Genomic DNA, 14974 nt, shown 5'->3' with positions numbered 1-14974 from the left:
AGTTTTGCCCAGGTTACCGATATCCGTTTGGTTTGGAGACTGCAACCGAGCGTCGCTGCAGTGCGTCAATTTTCGGATTTTTGACTTTCAGCAGACGTCGAAACATGGGAACAGGGTCCGTCGGCCCTGTTCTCCAGCGTGGCTGTGTGTCTCCGGCCGGGCTAGACAGTTTCGCTGTTCCAGCCCGGCCGTTTTCGTTTTCGGGAGACAGGTGTCCCTTCCGACCCGATGGCGGCATCGGGGTCGCAAAGGCTCCAGATCAACAGCTTGGAACGTATTTCGAGCCTATAGCCGTTTCACACGTGTCGGATAACGCTTCAGGGAAGGGTCGGGATCAGGCCGGAATCGTATCTGAGCGCCCGATGACCGTCGCGAAGCCGTACTTGGCCAGCCAGAGAATGCCGCGCTCGAGCAGGGTGCAGCGGGTCGGCGGGTGGGGCCTGGTCAGCTCGGCCACACTGCAGTGCCGCACGGCGGACAGGGCATCGACCAGGGCCTTCAGCTCCTGTTCGGTCGGCAGGACGCTGGCACCGATCCGGGCCATCGGTTCATTGACCATCAGCTTGACCGCGTCCCAGGTCACGTCCGGGTTCAGTCGTACCATGCTGGATGGCGACAGATACTCGGTCGGATAGGAGGCAAACAGGGTGAAGGGGTCCAGGCGCCAGGGGTTGTTGGGGACGTTGCGCGGGCGGTTCAGCGGGGTCCGTTCTGCTAGACGCCGGCTGTTCATTTCGCCCCACAGGGTCTGATAGGACTTGATCACGGTTGCCCAGTCGAAGTCCTTGACGGCGCGCTCGCGGGCATTGGCCCCCATCTTGCGGCGCAGTTCGGGATCATCGACCAGGGTGGCGATGGCGCGGGCGGCTTCCTCGACATCGACGACCGTCGTCTGGCTGGCGGCACCGACATAGGCGTCATAGCGCATCCACTGATTGGCATAGCGATAGGCCATGTCTTCGCCCTTGCCCGGGCCCGGCGCATAGGTGGCGATGCGGAAGCCGTCGATGCCGTGCCGCACCGTATCGCGATAGCCGTCCCAGTCGGACACCACATTGGGGATGCCTGCGGCCATGGCCTCTACCGGGGTTAGGCCGAAGGTTTCCTGAACATTGTCCGACAGGGACAGGAAGAAGTCGCCCACGGCCCAGATCGAGAATCGCACGTCTGGCAAGCGGCCATCGAGCGGGATGTACTGGATGCTGGGGCAGGCTTCGCGGCTGGCCTTGTGATAGTTTTCGGTGGCGGTATCGCTGCCGGCCCAGCCGGCCACGACCCAGGCGATCTTCTTGCCGGACAGGGCGGCGGCGCGTTCCAGCGCCAGGCCCATGGGGATCGGGTTCATCTTTCCGGCAGGGCTGAAGCGCCCGACATAGAGACAGACCACCGTGTCGTCCGGGATGGACAGCTTCTGTCGCCATTCGGCCTTCTGGGCCGGGGTGGTGATGAAGTCGGAGACATTGACGCCCAGGGGAATGGTTTCCAGGCGCGGCCGGGGTACATGGGTTGCCCCATGGACATCGGCCAGATAGGCGGCGGTGGCCTCGAACTGGGTCTCGACGGCGGCTCTAACGGCGCGTGAGGTACAGATCAGGGCGTCCCAGGGCTTGACCGGCGCGATCAGCATATTGCCGATCATGTCCATGACCTGGTCGCTGGCTGTGGTGTGGGTAATGCCGCAGATCGCATAGGCGCTGTCACCGAGCGGACGACGGGCCCAGGATTCGAGCGCCAGGCGTGGCGCGGCGAAATTGACCACGCCCACCGTTCCGAGCGCGGTGCGGTTGTTGCTGTGGATCATGGTGGTCGGCTTGCGGATCGGCTCGACCAGATTGACGAAGGCCTGCAGGTCCTTGGGCGGGCGGTCGGCCACGTTCCAGAAGTGGTAGGCCTCGACATCGGCGTGCCGCAAATAGCCGCGCAGGAAGCTCTCGCCGGCCGCGTGGCGGCCCATCAGGGTCTTTGACGAGGTGTCGAAGGCTTCGGGGTTCAGATAGAGGACGGCGTTTGACATGGATTCCGTCCTACCGGATCGCCCTGACTATTGGGACAAAAAAAGGGGGCCACCCCGAAGGATGGCCCCACAATCTTGGTTCGTCGTCGCGACTTAGGAAGCGAGCGACACGAACGAGGCCGACGAGACGTCCGCCAGGGTCGAACCCTGCAGGACGACGACGTTGTCGGTGGTGGTGCCGGCGGTCTGCGAGTCGACGAACACGTAGACGTCGGTGCCGACTTGGACGGCCACGAACTGGACCACCAGGTCAGCAGCGAACTTGGCGTTCGCCAGAGCCAGAGCGGCCGTGTAGCTGGCGGCGGTGTCTTCGAAGTAGTTCGAAGTCGAACCAGCCAGACCGAAGTCCATGGCGTCGTCCGAGGTGAAGCCGGTGATGATGTCCGACACCGAGTTACCGGCATCAGCGATCGTGGCATCAGTCGACGGGCTGAAGATGAACACGTCAGCGCCGGTACCACCGGTCATGACGTCCTGGCCGAGGCCACCGGTGATGTAGTCGTCGCCAGCGCCGCCCGCGAGGGTGTCGTTGCCGTCGCCACCGACGATCGAGTCAGCACCGTCGCCGCCGTCGACATTGTCGTTGCCAGCGCCGGAATTGATGGTGTCGTCGCCGAGGTCACCGAAGATCAGCTCGTTACCGGCCGAGTCGTTGATGACGTCGTTGCCCTGACCGCCACGGATGGTGTCGTTGCCAGCGTCGCCGTTCAGGATGTCATTACCCATGTTGCCCTGGATAAAGTCATTGCCGCCACCGCCAACGATGGTGTCGTTGTCCTGGCCACCATAGATGGTGTCGAGGCCAGCATCACCGTTGATGATGTCGTTGCCCTGGTTGCCCTGGGCCCAGCTGCCGGCCGAGTTCAGGATGACGGTGTCGTTGCCGAAGCCGCCGAACAGGGTGTCGGTGCCAGCGCCGGCGACGAGGGTGTCGTTGCCGTTGTCGCCGTTGATGGTGTCGTTGCCGAGACCGCCGGTGATCGAGTCAGCGTCGTTGCCGCCGTTGAACACGTCGGCAGCGGCAGTGCCGTCGCCGTCGGTGATGACGTCAGCGCCGGTGCCACCGTTGATGGTGTCGATGCCGTTGCCGCCCGAGAGGGTGTCAGCGCCCGAATCGCCGTTGATCAGGTCGTTGCCGTTGTCGCCGGCCAGGGTGTCAGCGTCAGCGCCGCCGGTGATGACGTCGTTGCCGTTGCCGCCGATGACGCTGTCAGCGCCGGTCGAGCCGCTGATGCGGTCGTTGCCGTTGCCGCCGTCAACCGTGCCAGCGCCGGTCAGGTACAGGGCGTCAGCGAAGGCGGTGCCCGTGACGTTGGTGCCCGAACCGATGTCGAACTTCGAGCCGTCCGAGAACGTGATTTCGCTCAGGGCGGTCGATTCGAAGGTCACCGTACGGGTGCCGTAGCTCACGATGATCTTGGCCGTCGTGGTCGGGGTGGCGTCGGTCAGGGTGTAGGTGACGCCCGCAGCGGTAGCGGCCTGATCAGCAAAGGTCAGGGTGTCGGTGCCGTTCACGAAGCCAGCGGCTTGCGTATCGGTGATGGTTTCAAAAACGTAGGCAGTCATTCTTGTTCTCCAAAATCGTGTCAATGGGCCGCAAGACCGCCTGCGCCCCCACCACGGAGGTGGAGAACCTGCGTTCCTTAGCCGTACCTAATCGTTCCCCCGAGGGTGACGACCAAGGTCAAACAAGCCCGCGCTATAGTTATCCAATCCACGGAATTTGCGCAACAGTCGAAACACGCCGTCCCCGCCGGTTTTAACGTCGGGCTAACCGGTGATAAATTTGCAACAAAAACAAGCGCCTGCAAGGGCCGTGTCGCGGTGCTCCGCACCCAGACCATAGCAGGGCGGACGAATCGTTCAGGTTGAACCCGCCACCCGGAAGCCGGAGAGATCAGCAAAAAGCCGCTGATCGGCCGCATAAATGCTCTGCAAAAGAGCAACGTCTTCCGCTGTCGGATGGTCTGAGGCGCTCATTTCTCGTCCGACATGTGACCTGCGGGCCGCAACCGGGGCTGAGAACCGCGGGACGCCCAGAAAATCCGTCACCCGGGCCAGGGTAAGGTCTGGACGGGTCGCGAGGTCTTCCGAGGACAGCAGCAGGGTCTGGGATTTGGGAAAGATCCCGTAGAGGCGCTTGAGCTGGGCCCCGTAAAACCCGCGCTCGACATAGCTGTACTCACGATGGAAACCGGGCGTGGCGGGATCGGCGTGCACGCGGTCGCGCCCCTCTCGGATGCACCAGGCGAAGGCGTGGGTCTCGGCCCCGCGGCCATACTCCATCCGCCAGTGCGACCAGGCCCGCTCGATCGGGTCGCGAAACAGCAGGACCAGCTTCATCTGCGGATTATAGGCAGCGATCCGCTCCAGGCAGTTGGGCCAGTAGAGATAGATCGGCGTCGCCTCGCCCCGCACGGCCGGGGCCGGCCGCGTGAACAGGGCGTGGTAGCGGCCATAGTCCGGTGCCGACCAGTCGATGCCGCGCTCGTCATCAAAGAAGTGGGCCTCCTTGATCTCCGGCAGATCCAGAGACGGATGCTCGACCAGATAGTCGAACAGGGCCGTGGTGCCGCCCTTCTGGACGCCCGCGATCAGAAAGGCGACGGACCGGTCCGGCATGGCCCCTCAGGACTCCCGCATGGCGTGGTCTATGATGTCGCCGATCGGACCCAGGAGATAGGACATCACCGTCCGCTTGCCGGTGATGATCATCACATTGGCCGGCATGCCCGGATAGAGCCGCACGCCCTTGGGCATGCGCCGGAACTCAGCCGGATCAATCTTGAGTTCGGCGATGAAATAGCTCTCGCCGGTGGTGGCATTGGTGAGGGCATCCGCCGAGACATTGATCACCGAGGCCTCGGCCTTGGGAACCTTCGTGGCGCTGTAGGCGGCCAGATCGACCTGGGCCTTCATGCCGACCCGGACCTCGTCGATGTCCGACGGCCTGACCATGGCCAGAACGACGAGGGGCGCGTTCTGGGGCACGATGTCGAGCAGCACCTCTCCCGCCCCTGCAACGCCGCCCAGCGTGTGCTGGGTCAGGTTCAACACGACCCCGTCGACAGGCGCCCGAATGACGGTGGCCGCCAGGGATTCCCGGGCCGCGCCGAGACGGGGACTGAGGTCAGCCAGAACCGCATCGGCCTTGCGCTTGTTCTCGGCCGCTTCGCTGGCGCGCGCCTGATAGAGGGCATCCATCTGCAGCTTGGTTTCGCCGATCTGTTCCTGGGTGCGGGTCTTCTCCGACACCAGGGCGCCCCGTTGGCCGTCGGACTGGGCCAGGGCTCTCTGCAGGCGCAGCAGCAGGGTCTTGGGCGCATAGCCCTTCTCATAGAGGGTCTGGTAGCCTTGCAGTTCCTCGCGGCTCAGCCGGGCCTGGTCCTCAATGGAATCGATCTGGATCTGGATGCCGCTCTGGCGCTCGCGCAGCTGAATCATGCGCTGTTGCATAATGTCGGCCTGGCCCTTCAGGGCCTCCAGCCGCGACCGGAACAGAAACTCCTCGTTGCGCATCAGGGTCGCCACGGCCGGGTCGGTCTTCGCCTTGTCCCGCAGCTCAGCGGGGAACACGAAGCTCTGCCGGCCCAGGGATTCCGCATCGCTGCGGGCCTTCTGGGCCAGCATGGAGAAGTACTGGCTTTCCAGAATGGAGACCTGGGCCCGGGCGACGGTGTCGTCGAACTTCAGCAGGACCTGCATGGCCTTCACCTTGTCGCCGTCACGAACATAGATGCCGCGCACGACGCCCACGTCACGGCTCTTGAGCTGCTTGCGATTGCTCTCGACCCGCACCTGGCCCGGCGCGATGACGCCGCCCGAGATCGAGGATACCGAGGCCCAGAGCGCCAGGCCGAGCACAAGGAAACCAATCACCAGACTTCCGGCGATGATGGGCGCACGGACATTCTGACGGTCGGCTTCTGACTGGGGGACCTCGGGGCCGCCGAGCAGGGGCGGGGCGTCTTCCGCCAGCGGGCGGCGCAGGAGCTTGAGGAAATTGCTCACGACTTGGCCTCGATTGACTTGGCGGCGGGGGGCGCCGTGACGCCGGCAGGCTTGTTATTGGCTGCCAGCTTGGCCAGCACGGCGTCGCGCGGACCAAACATCTCGACCATGCCCTCCTGCAGAACCAGCATCTTGTCCGCCGTCTTGAACACGGCCGGCTTGTGCGAAACCATGACCACGGTCGCGCCGCGCGCCTTGAGGGTTTCCAGCGCGGCCATCAGCGCCGCCTCGCCCAGGGCGTCGAGATTGGCATTGGGCTCGTCCAGAACAACCAGGCGCGGATTGCGCAACAGGGCGCGGGCCAGGCCCACCCGCTGCCTCTGCCCGACGGACAGGACTACGCCCTCCTGGCCAAGATCCGTGTCATAGCCCTTGGGCAGACGCAGGATCAGGTCATGAACGGCCGCCATCTTGGCTGCCTCGACGACCTCTTCGTCGGTCACGCGGGTCGAGAAGCGGGCGATATTGGCGCGCACGCTACCAGCGAACAGCTCGGTGTCCTGGGGCAGATAGCCCACATGCTCGCCAAAGGCACCGCGCTCCCAGGCGAAGACGTCGGCACCGTCGAGGCGCACCGTTCCGCCTGATGGCTTCCAGATCCCGACCAGCAGCCTCGCCAGGGTCGACTTGCCGGCCCCGGAGGGACCGATGATGCCGAGGGTTTCTCCAGGCTGGATCGAGAAGACAACATTGCGCAACAGCATCCGCGAGCCATCGGGCGTTGTAAGGGTAACGCCCTCGACGGAGAGCCGGCCCGTCGGGGCCGGCAGGCTAGTGGCGGGATCCGGCGCCTGATAGCTGTTCAGCAGGGCGGTCAGACGCTCATAGGCCTGTCCTGCGTTGATGAAGCCCGACCAGGCCCCGACCGCCCGATCAATCGGTGCCAGGGCCCGGGCCGACAGGATCATGTTGGCGAACAGCAGGCCGGGCCCGATCTTGTGTTCAAGGGTCAGCAGGGCCCCGAGCGCCACGATCAGCACCTGGATCGCCATGCGGACGAACTTGATGGCGTTGGACCAGATGCCGGCCTGATCGCTGGCCACGACGCTCTGTTTCATGGCGTCGCGACGGAACCGGAACCAGATGGCCCCGATGCTGGGCAGCATGCCCATGGCCCGCACCACCTCACTGTTGCGCAGGCCGGCATCGGTGAAGCTGTAGCTCCGCAGGGCGGCGTCATTGGCCTCCTTGAGCGGGACGCTGCTCGCCTGGTCCTGAATGACGACGAGGATCAGCAGGACAATACCACCGAGCAGGGTGACGCCACCGATCCAGGGATCGATGATGAACAGGACCACCATGAACAGCGGGACCGTCGGCAGGTCGAACAGCGCCAGCATCGGCGCGCCCCCCATGGCCTGACGGAAAACGTCCAGGTCCCGCAGGGCCTGAGACGACATCGCACGCTCGCGGCGGCTGATGCCATCAAACAGGGCGGCGAACACCTGGCCCGAGACCCTCTGATCGAAGGCAGAGCCGAAATTGACCAGGACCCGGGCGCGGAAGAAATCGATCACCGAGGAGACGGCGAAGACAAAGAGGACGCCCGCCGTCAGGACGAAGAGCGTCGGTATGCTCTGGCTGATCAGAACCCGCCCATAGACCTGGTTGGTGTACAACGGCAGGGCCATGTAGAGCGCGCTGGAGACCAAGGTGAACGCCGCGGCGGCCAGGAGCGGCCCGCGGCCTTCCCGCAAGGCGCGGTTCAGCAGACTGTTGGTTTCAATCTTCAAGTTTGGTCGTTTCATAGCGGCCGCTGGTTCATCCCCGCCGTGAGCCCCGTCGCGCCTGGGGCGTCATCTGCACAGATGACGCTGGACGGCGAACCCCGCCCCGTCGGACGGCGGTCCTGACGAGCGGGCGAGACATGATCCGCAGGTTCAATCATGTCAAGGGTTTTCGTATCACATATGATGATGTATGTTGCGCAAATGGTTGCAACCCGAACAGTCAAATCGACCGATCAGGTCAAGGGCGTGCTCAAGGCCGAACTCAAGCGGCGCAACCTGACCTATGCTGACCTGGCGCGGCTTCTGGCGGAACGGGGTGTCACCGAGAGCGAGGCCAATCTGCGCAACAAGATCAGCCGCGGTTCGTTCACGGCCGCTTTCCTGTTCGAATGCCTGATGGCCATGGGCTGTGACAGTGTGCGGCTGGGGCCGGCCGATCATTGAGAGCTGGGGCCCAGCCTGTCCGGTCCTGGGTCGGAAAGGGCTCTAGCGGGCGCGGACGATCATGAAGAAGCCCAGCAGCATGACAGCGAAGCCCGCCACCGCCTGCAGAGTCACCTGCTCGCGAAACAGGGCCCAGGCCAGCAGGGGCACCAGGGCCGATCCCAGGATTGAGAACGGATAGGCCGTGCTGAGCGGGATCCGCGTCAGAATGTAGAACCAGAACAGGGCGGTCAGGCCGTACCAGGCAAAGGCCCCGATCAAGGGCGGATTGAGCACGACCTTGGCAATGACCCCGCCCGTGATCGAGCGGCTGTGGTTGGCAGCGACCTTGAACAGGATCTGACCGATCGGCAGGGTCACCGAAAAGGCCAGACACAGGATGAAGTCCTTCAGGGACAGCGTCATGGCCTAGGCCCCGCGCTTCTTGGGCCGCAGCAAGGGCCACACCGTCGTGCGAGGTTCGTTCTCAACATCATAAGCGATGAAGTTGAGCACCATCTGGACCCCGATCAGGATCGGCAGCGCCGCGAACATCACCTGGCCGGACGTCGCCGGGCGGGCATCGGACACTGCCTCGATCCAGCGACCGGCCCCGAACACCAGTCCGAACAGGGTCAGGGGCACGCCGATCAGCAGGTACAGGGACGCGACGGAAAAGTTGCGCAGCAGATAGGTGTAGAACAGCCGCTTGAAGAAATTGGCGATGTTCGAGACCAGGAAGGGCAGGACGATCTTGCCGACATTCATCTGGCTGACCTCGTCGCCATAGATGGCGGCCATCGGCACGTCCGCCACCCGGGCCCGCAGGGTGCCGAGGCGAAACAGCAGGTCGGACTCGAAGAAATAGCGCTTGGCGACCTTGTCCAGCCTGACGCGCTCGATCATGCGCGCATGCACGGCGGTATAGCCGTTGGTCGGATCAAACACGCTCCAGTAACCGGTCGACAGCTTGGTCAGGAAGGACAGGCCGGCATTGCCGAAAAGGCGAAGGGCCGGCATGCCCTGCAGGTCTTCGATATTGTAGAAGCGGTTGCCCTTGGCATAGTCGGCATCGCCGCGCGCGATCGGGTCGACCAGGACGGCGATCTCGGACGGGTCCATCTGGCCATCGCTGTCGATCTTCACAAAGACGTCGGCGCCCATGGCCAGGGCATGGGCATAGCCCGTACAGACCGCCCCGCCGACGCCCTGGTTGACGGCATGGCGCAGAACCACGACCCGGGGATCTGTGGCCTTGGCTTCGATCAGGTCTCCCACGCCGTCGGGGCAGGCATCATCGACGCAGATGATGGCCTCGACCTCTGGCCCGATCGCCGCGATCACCTCCAGAACGTGGGCCCCGGAACGGTAGCAGGGCAGGATCGCCGCGATCCTGACCGGTGACGGCCCATGGTCCGGCCGGCGCACTATCGAGGACTTGGCCGCCATTACTGAGGCGGTCGCAGGGTCGCGGACGCCGGCAGGGCAACCACAGCGATCTGATGGATGACGAACTGGCCGCCCGGGGCGTCATCAAGATCAAGGCGCAGGCCATTGATCGTCGAGGCCGTCCAGTCGCCGCCGCCCTTGCGGAGCTTGGACATGTCATAGACCATGATGGTGGTCTCGCCCGCGACAGGGTCAGCGCCGCGCAGAGGCTTGCCAAAGAACGCAGCAGTCTCACCGTGAGCAGAGGTCGTGAAGAACAGCGAGCCATCCCACTTGGCCGCTTCCTTCTCGCGGGTCAGCCGGACCAGGACGCCGTTGTAGCGGCTCCCGTCGATCGCCAGATTCTGCGGCGATCGCACAATGGCGTCGATCGCCTGCTCGACCACCCGCAGACCACCGCCCTTGGCAGGCTCGACCCGGGCGGCTGCCGAGACGAAACCTTCGGTGGAGCCGTCGAAGCGCCAGAGGTGGGCCGCGTCCAGGGCCGATCCGTCAACCTGGAACCGGCCGCTCGCCTCATCCCATTTGACGGGTTCTGCCGGGCGAACGGGGGCCGGGCGCGCGGCCTCGGCAACGGGGGCTGCGGCGACAGGCTCGGCAGGTGTGCCCTTGGGCTTGTCACAGGCGGAAACAACCAGACAGGCCGCGGCCGCGGCCAGAAAAAGGGTCGATCGCAGGGTCACGCGGCATCACTCCGAAGGTCAGCCTCGGCATCGGCGCGACGCAGCGAGGGGTCGAGGACGAGATAGAACAGCCCCGTCAGGGCCGCGATATCGAGGAAATAGAGATAGCGGTAGTCGCAGGCGATCGAGATGACAAAGAAGCTGGCGGTGAAAGCCAGGGCCCCGAGCAACAGGCCGGCGATCGCCAGGTCCTCCGGGCTGCGCCGCCAGAGTAGGAAGCCTGCAACGCCCAGGGCGATCAGCGCATAGGCCAGGTGCGAGAACACCGGCGTGCTGTAAAAATAGGTGGCGTAGTTGTGCAGGGACCAGTCGGCCGGATCAATGGCATTGGTCAGCTTCAGACCTGTAACCAAAGGCTCCGGACCGCTGACACCCACAAATTCCGGCAGACACGCTTCAAGCTCCGGGGTCAGAAACAGCCAGCGAAACACCTGGCCCCGCTGGGCCATATAGGCCCCGGGGTGACGGGTGATCAGCTCCCGCCATTCCGCCTGAACGGCCTCCTTGGGCGTCTGCCACAGCGCCTGGCCCAGGGCCGGATCCTTGTCGAAGAAATCGACCCGCTGCGGGGAATAGACCGCAACCCCACTGCGAATGGCCGCCGCAGCGGCGGGGTTGGCCGCCTGGATATGGCTCAGCGGATAGGCAGGGTCGCGGGCGACAGCCCCAACAATGTCATAGTGCTGAAGAATTCGAACCCCGACATTGGCGGACTTGCCCGGACCGTCGCTCTTGGGCTGAGCGACCGCGCCCAGCAACTGCATCAGCACCAAGGTGGCCAGGAGGCCGCCCAGTCCCCAGCGAACGGCGTCGCGCCAGCCTTCGCGCCAACGGATTGCACCCAGGGTCACCGCCGCCAGCAGGACAACCACAAGGCCGTTCTGGCGCACGAGCGCGGCAGTGGCCAGGGCCAGCATGGCACCACCCAGCGCCAGCCAGCGCGGACCCGGACGGTCCCACAGGGCCGGGGCGCGCGCCAGACAGACAAAGCCGGCGATGGCCAGATTGGCGAACAGCACGTCCTTCCAGACAATGGCCTGATAGATCAGCACCATGGGCGAAAGAACCAGCAGGACGGTCATGGGAACCGCCCACCAGGACACCTGAGGGCGGGTGGCGCGCAGGGCCGACAGGCTGAAGAACAACAGGGCGGCACTGGCAATGACATAGAGCCCGGTTCCCGGAACCACGGCATCGAACACGCCCAGCAGCCACGCAAACATCGCCGGGCCCCAGGTGGTACGCTCGCCGGTGCGACCTTCAGCGAGCTGGGCCAGGGAATCGTAGGAAAGATGTCCCGGCAGGCTCGCGCCCAGCATCAAGAGCAGGCCGGCGATCAAGACGCCGCGAACGACCTGCGACGCGGTCAGAGTGAAGCCCAGTCTTGCCATGGTAAAGACGCCCCTTGTCGCACCGGCTTTTAAGGTGTGCGCCGCAGCGTGCAAAGGGCGAAAAGCCGGTCAGCTTGGCAGAGTCGTCGTTTCATGATCAGTACGCGCCATGAGGAACGACGGCATTGAGATCAAGCCCTCCGGCGTCGCGCCCGAGCAACTTGCCGCCTACAGCGCATTGCTGGGTCAAGTGTTCGGCCCCCTGCCGAAATTCTCCGTTCCGGCCCTGACCTGGCTCTATCGCGACAATCCCGAGGGCCCGGTCGTGGGGGCCGACGCCTGGTCGGGCGACACCTTGGCGGCTCACTATGTGACGGTGCCGATGCGCGCACGGGTCGAGGGCCGGACCGTTAGACTATTGCTGTCCTTGAACACGGCGACGGCCCCGGAGTTTCAGGGCAAGGGCCTGTTCACCGCCCTGGCGGACGCGACCTACAGTGCGGCCCGGGACCAGGGCTTCCAGGGCGTGTTCGGCTTCGCCAATGCCAACAGTACGCCCGGTTTCCTGCGCAAGCTGGGCTTCCAGAAGGTTCAGAGCCTGCAGGCGGGTCTGATGCTGCTTACGCCGCGCCGGCTGGCCGACACAGTGCTCGGGTTTGAGGTGGACTGGAGCCCCGAGAGCCTGAACTGGCGCCTCGCCAATCCTGCGGGGACCTATCGCGTGACGCGGCAGGGCGAACTTCTGGGCGTCTGGGCCGAAACCGGCATTCCCCGTCTGCGCTGCGCGGCCTTTCTGCCGGGGGCAGCCGAGGGGGCATCCCATGGCCCGCGCCCGTGGTGCCCACCACTGTTCATCGGACTGGAGCCGCGGCTTTCCTTGCCGTCTCAGGGTTTCGTCCCGATCCCCGAGCGCTTGCGCCCTTCACCCCTGAACATGATCTGGCGCCGGCTGGACGAGACGCTCCCCGAAGCGCTGGATCCCGCGACGACCGCCGTCAGCTTTCTCGACTTTGATCCCTACTGACCATGTCCGTCGTCTACGTCCTGGCCCACTTCGACGATGAGTACGCCGCCCTGCCCCTTCTGCTACGCGATCGTCGCGCGGGGGTGCGGTCCTGGCTGCTCTATGTCGCTGACTATGCCTCCCCTGAGCTGGCGGCGCGCCGCCTGGGCGAGACGCGCGCCCTGCTGGCCAGCCTGGGCCTGGCGCCCGATCAGGCTCGCCATGTCGGAGCCGGGACAGGGGTCCTGGACGGGGCCGTGTTCGAAGCCCTGCCGGCCGCCCATGCCGCCGTGAAGGCGGCCCTGCCGGACCTTGGCCCGATCGAACGCTTTGTCGTGGCCGCCTGGGAAGGTGGCCACGCCGATCACGACGCCTGTGCCTTCATGACCGTGGCGCTACGGGACAGTCTGGATCCGGCGATCCCGATCGATCAGTTCGGCCTTTATCATGGTCGCGGGCTGCCGGGCGGCCTGTTCCGCGCCTGCGCGCCGATCCCGGAAAACGGTCCGGTCGAGCGTGTCACGCTCAGCGTCGGGGACTGGATCGCCTTTGCGGCGGCGGTGCGCTTCTTCCCGTCCCAGGCCAAGACATGGCTGGCCCTGTGGCCATCCATGTTCCTGACGTTCGCGCTTCGCGGCGGATTTGGCTTTCAAACCCTGGCGCGGAACCGGGTGGACGAGCGCCCGCACACCGGAACCCTGCTCTATGAGCGAATGTTCAAGACGCCCTACGCCGCCGTGCGTGCCGGATTGGACGCCTTCAGCGGCGCCTGACCCGCTCAATGAGCTGGCGCAGGGGGGCCGTAAGCCGCCAGCTGGTGCTGGTCTGCATGGCCCAAACCGCATGCCGCAGGTCATGGATATCCGTGGCCTGGGCCGCCCGGATAATCTCCAGCTGGCCGGCATGGTCTTCCAGGGCGACAAGCCTTTCGGTGAGGTCGACAAGCTCTCGTTCAGCCTGGTCGCGGGATCTCTGGACAATCGCCGCCCTGGCCTGCTCCGCAGCCACACGCTGCCGCAGAATGGCAGCCTCGGCGGCACTGGCCTCGGCGGCAGCGGTGGCTTCCGCCTTCCGCTGGTGCGCCAGACGCTCCGCGACCTCAGCCCGGCCTTCTGCCGCGACAGCACGCTGTTCAGTCTGGGCCACGCGCTCTTCCGCAGCGCCCGCACGCTCTTCCGCCACAATCGCGCGCTGTTCGGAAAAGGTCCCGTGCTCCTCCGCCAACTCAGCGCGCCTCAGGGCAGCCAGTAGCTGCGCCTCGACAGCCTTGGCCAAAGTCTCGGCCGCCGAAACCTGGTCCCTGGCCGTCAGTTGGGCCACCTCTGCGGCCTGACGTGCCGCATCGGCTTCGCCGTGGAGCCGGGCCAGGGCAGCGCTGGCACGGCCCAGCTCATCGCGAAGGCCAACCGCAGCCACGGCCTCAGCCTCGAGGTCAACACGCTCGCGCCGCAGATCGGCACAGACGGCCCCCAGGGCCGATTCCAGCGCCACGATCTCGCCCGCCACGGTGTCCAGGGCGACCTCCGGGGGGGGCTTGCCCTTGGCGGCGGCCTCGAACCACTCAAACGCCACGCGGGCACCGGGCCAGATATCGGCCCGGGCGGTAAGATCGCCGGCCGAGGCCTCATGGTGCCGGTGGGCATGATTCAGGAACCCGTCGATGTCAGCAGCGGCGTCCGCCGCAACTCTTGGTAGCGCCTGACCCAGGGCGGTCTCGACGCTCGACAGGGCCGAGCGCCAGTCCTCGAGCATGGCGTCATAGCTGATGAACACGCGGTCGAGACCCCGCGTATCGCGCTCGACCGCCAGCATGTAGCTGGTCCAGAGCAGCACGGATTTCTGAACCGAATAGCCGTTGCGCTTGGCCAGCGACTGGGCCACGGCCAGCGGATTCCTGACCATGATGACAAAGACCGGTTTCACGCCCTTGTCGGTCAGCACCTCGTGCCAGAAGGGGACCAGAACCGAAGTACGCGGATCCTTGATGACCAGGAGGTCAGCCGCGCCGTAATTGGCCCGCACCAGGGCCCGGGCCTCGCCCAGGTAGGTCGACTTGACGGTTGCGGCACGCGCGGCGGCCCCGAGTGCAAAGACGTCATCCCAGCTGGACTCAAGCGAGGCGAGGATCCGGTCATTCAGCGCGACCATCTCCCAAGGCTCCCAGAAGCCGGCAGGATTGTCATCGGCGGGAGCCATTACCCGCTCGGGCAGGGTTGCGCCGCTCAGTGACAGCAGCCGGGCCATGGCGGAGGTGCCACTGCGGTGCATCCCCGCCACCACGAGGGCATGGCGAGTCGTCGTCGTTGCGGTCTTGGCTGGTTTGGCCATGA

General features: G+C 65.3%; 13 protein-coding genes. 3 read left to right on the top strand and 10 right to left on the bottom strand.

All coding sequences use genetic code 11. The features are described from left to right. Positions 1–334: 334 nt before the first annotated feature. From ACW17U_RS18045 to ACW17U_RS18025, 5 genes are all read right to left on the bottom strand, one after another. The gene (locus ACW17U_RS18045) at positions 335–2014 is read right to left on the bottom strand and encodes a glycosyltransferase family 4 protein (protein ID WP_492054246.1); all 1680 of its coding nucleotides are present in this window, start codon (positions 2012–2014) and stop codon (positions 335–337) included. Between the two features lie 93 nt (positions 2015–2107). Continuing rightward, the gene (locus ACW17U_RS18040; protein WP_492054245.1) at positions 2108–3580 is read right to left on the bottom strand and encodes a calcium-binding protein; all 1473 of its coding nucleotides are present in this window, start codon (positions 3578–3580) and stop codon (positions 2108–2110) included. A 297-nt stretch (positions 3581–3877) separates the two neighbouring features. Further along, entirely contained in the window at positions 3878–4636 is a 759-nt protein-coding gene (locus ACW17U_RS18035) for a sulfotransferase family protein (protein ID WP_492054244.1), read from the bottom strand. Positions 4637–4642: 6 nt separating this feature from the next. After that, entirely contained in the window at positions 4643–6025 is a 1383-nt protein-coding gene (locus ACW17U_RS18030) for an HlyD family type I secretion periplasmic adaptor subunit (protein ID WP_492054243.1), read from the bottom strand. Then, positions 6022–7758: a type I secretion system permease/ATPase gene (locus ACW17U_RS18025; protein WP_236849501.1), complete on the bottom strand. Its 1737-nt coding sequence runs from the start codon at positions 7756–7758 to the stop codon at positions 6022–6024. The genes ACW17U_RS18030 and ACW17U_RS18025 overlap by 4 nt, the downstream gene beginning before the upstream one ends. 198 nt (positions 7759–7956) lie before the next feature. Here ACW17U_RS18025 and ACW17U_RS18020 point away from each other — a divergent pair, with 198 nt between their 5' ends. Continuing rightward, on the top strand, positions 7957–8199 hold the full coding sequence (locus ACW17U_RS18020) for a DUF6471 domain-containing protein (protein WP_062150515.1): 243 nt from the start codon (positions 7957–7959) through the stop codon (positions 8197–8199). 42 nt (positions 8200–8241) lie between these two features. On the opposite strand, the gene ACW17U_RS18015 is transcribed toward ACW17U_RS18020, so the two are convergent. From ACW17U_RS18015 to ACW17U_RS18000, 4 genes are read right to left on the bottom strand one after another with little or no spacing between them, the layout of a single operon-like run. Next, a complete protein-coding gene (locus ACW17U_RS18015; protein ID WP_062150518.1) occupies positions 8242–8604 on the bottom strand; it encodes a DMT family transporter in 363 nt (120 codons plus the stop codon). A gap of 3 nt (positions 8605–8607) precedes the next feature. Beyond that, a complete protein-coding gene (locus ACW17U_RS18010) occupies positions 8608–9627 on the bottom strand; it encodes a glycosyltransferase family 2 protein (protein ID WP_492054242.1) in 1020 nt (339 codons plus the stop codon). Continuing rightward, complete coding sequence (locus tag ACW17U_RS18005; RefSeq protein ID WP_492054241.1) at positions 9627–10310, bottom strand: hypothetical protein; 684 nt, start codon at positions 10308–10310, stop codon at positions 9627–9629. The genes ACW17U_RS18010 and ACW17U_RS18005 overlap by 1 nt, the downstream gene beginning before the upstream one ends. Next, the gene (locus ACW17U_RS18000) at positions 10307–11701 is read right to left on the bottom strand and encodes a DUF2142 domain-containing protein (protein ID WP_492054240.1); all 1395 of its coding nucleotides are present in this window, start codon (positions 11699–11701) and stop codon (positions 10307–10309) included. Before ACW17U_RS18000 ends, ACW17U_RS18005 begins: the two co-directional genes overlap by 4 nt. A 109-nt stretch (positions 11702–11810) precedes the next feature. Between ACW17U_RS18000 and ACW17U_RS17995 the strand changes: the two genes are divergently transcribed. Continuing rightward, positions 11811–12665, top strand: a complete 855-nt coding sequence (locus ACW17U_RS17995; RefSeq protein ID WP_492054239.1) for a GNAT family N-acetyltransferase — start codon at positions 11811–11813, stop codon at positions 12663–12665. Between the two features lie 2 nt (positions 12666–12667). Continuing rightward, the gene (locus ACW17U_RS17990; protein WP_492054238.1) at positions 12668–13417 is read left to right on the top strand and encodes a PIG-L deacetylase family protein; all 750 of its coding nucleotides are present in this window, start codon (positions 12668–12670) and stop codon (positions 13415–13417) included. Here the strand turns inward: ACW17U_RS17990 and ACW17U_RS17985 are convergent. Then, positions 13404–14972, bottom strand: a complete 1569-nt coding sequence (locus ACW17U_RS17985) for a sulfotransferase family protein (RefSeq protein WP_492054237.1) — start codon at positions 14970–14972, stop codon at positions 13404–13406. The genes ACW17U_RS17990 and ACW17U_RS17985 overlap by 14 nt on opposite strands. Positions 14973–14974 lie beyond the last annotated feature (2 nt).

It is taken from the genome of Caulobacter sp. AVps16 (assembly GCF_058681455.1).
The sequence above is the reverse complement of the archived record's forward strand: the minus strand, read 5'-3'. Positions and strand labels throughout refer to the sequence as shown.

Excerpts from the sequence above, each read along its gene's own strand:
- ACW17U_RS18045 (WP_492054246.1), bottom strand. The coding sequence starts at position 2,014 with ATGTCAAACGCCGTCCTCTATCTGAACCCCGAAGCCTTCGACACCTCG.
- ACW17U_RS18040 (WP_492054245.1), bottom strand. The coding sequence starts at position 3,580 with ATGACTGCCTACGTTTTTGAAACCATCACCGATACGCAAGCCGCTGGC.
- ACW17U_RS18035 (WP_492054244.1), bottom strand. The coding sequence starts at position 4,636 with ATGCCGGACCGGTCCGTCGCCTTTCTGATCGCGGGCGTCCAGAAGGGC.
- ACW17U_RS18020 (WP_062150515.1), top strand. The coding sequence starts at position 7,957 with ATGGTTGCAACCCGAACAGTCAAATCGACCGATCAGGTCAAGGGCGTG.
- ACW17U_RS18015 (WP_062150518.1), bottom strand. The coding sequence starts at position 8,604 with ATGACGCTGTCCCTGAAGGACTTCATCCTGTGTCTGGCCTTTTCGGTG.
- ACW17U_RS18010 (WP_492054242.1), bottom strand. The coding sequence starts at position 9,627 with ATGGCGGCCAAGTCCTCGATAGTGCGCCGGCCGGACCATGGGCCGTCA.
- ACW17U_RS18000 (WP_492054240.1), bottom strand. The coding sequence starts at position 11,701 with ATGGCAAGACTGGGCTTCACTCTGACCGCGTCGCAGGTCGTTCGCGGC.
- ACW17U_RS17995 (WP_492054239.1), top strand. The coding sequence starts at position 11,811 with ATGAGGAACGACGGCATTGAGATCAAGCCCTCCGGCGTCGCGCCCGAG.
- ACW17U_RS17990 (WP_492054238.1), top strand. The coding sequence starts at position 12,668 with ATGTCCGTCGTCTACGTCCTGGCCCACTTCGACGATGAGTACGCCGCC.
- ACW17U_RS17985 (WP_492054237.1), bottom strand. The coding sequence starts at position 14,972 with ATGGCCAAACCAGCCAAGACCGCAACGACGACGACTCGCCATGCCCTC.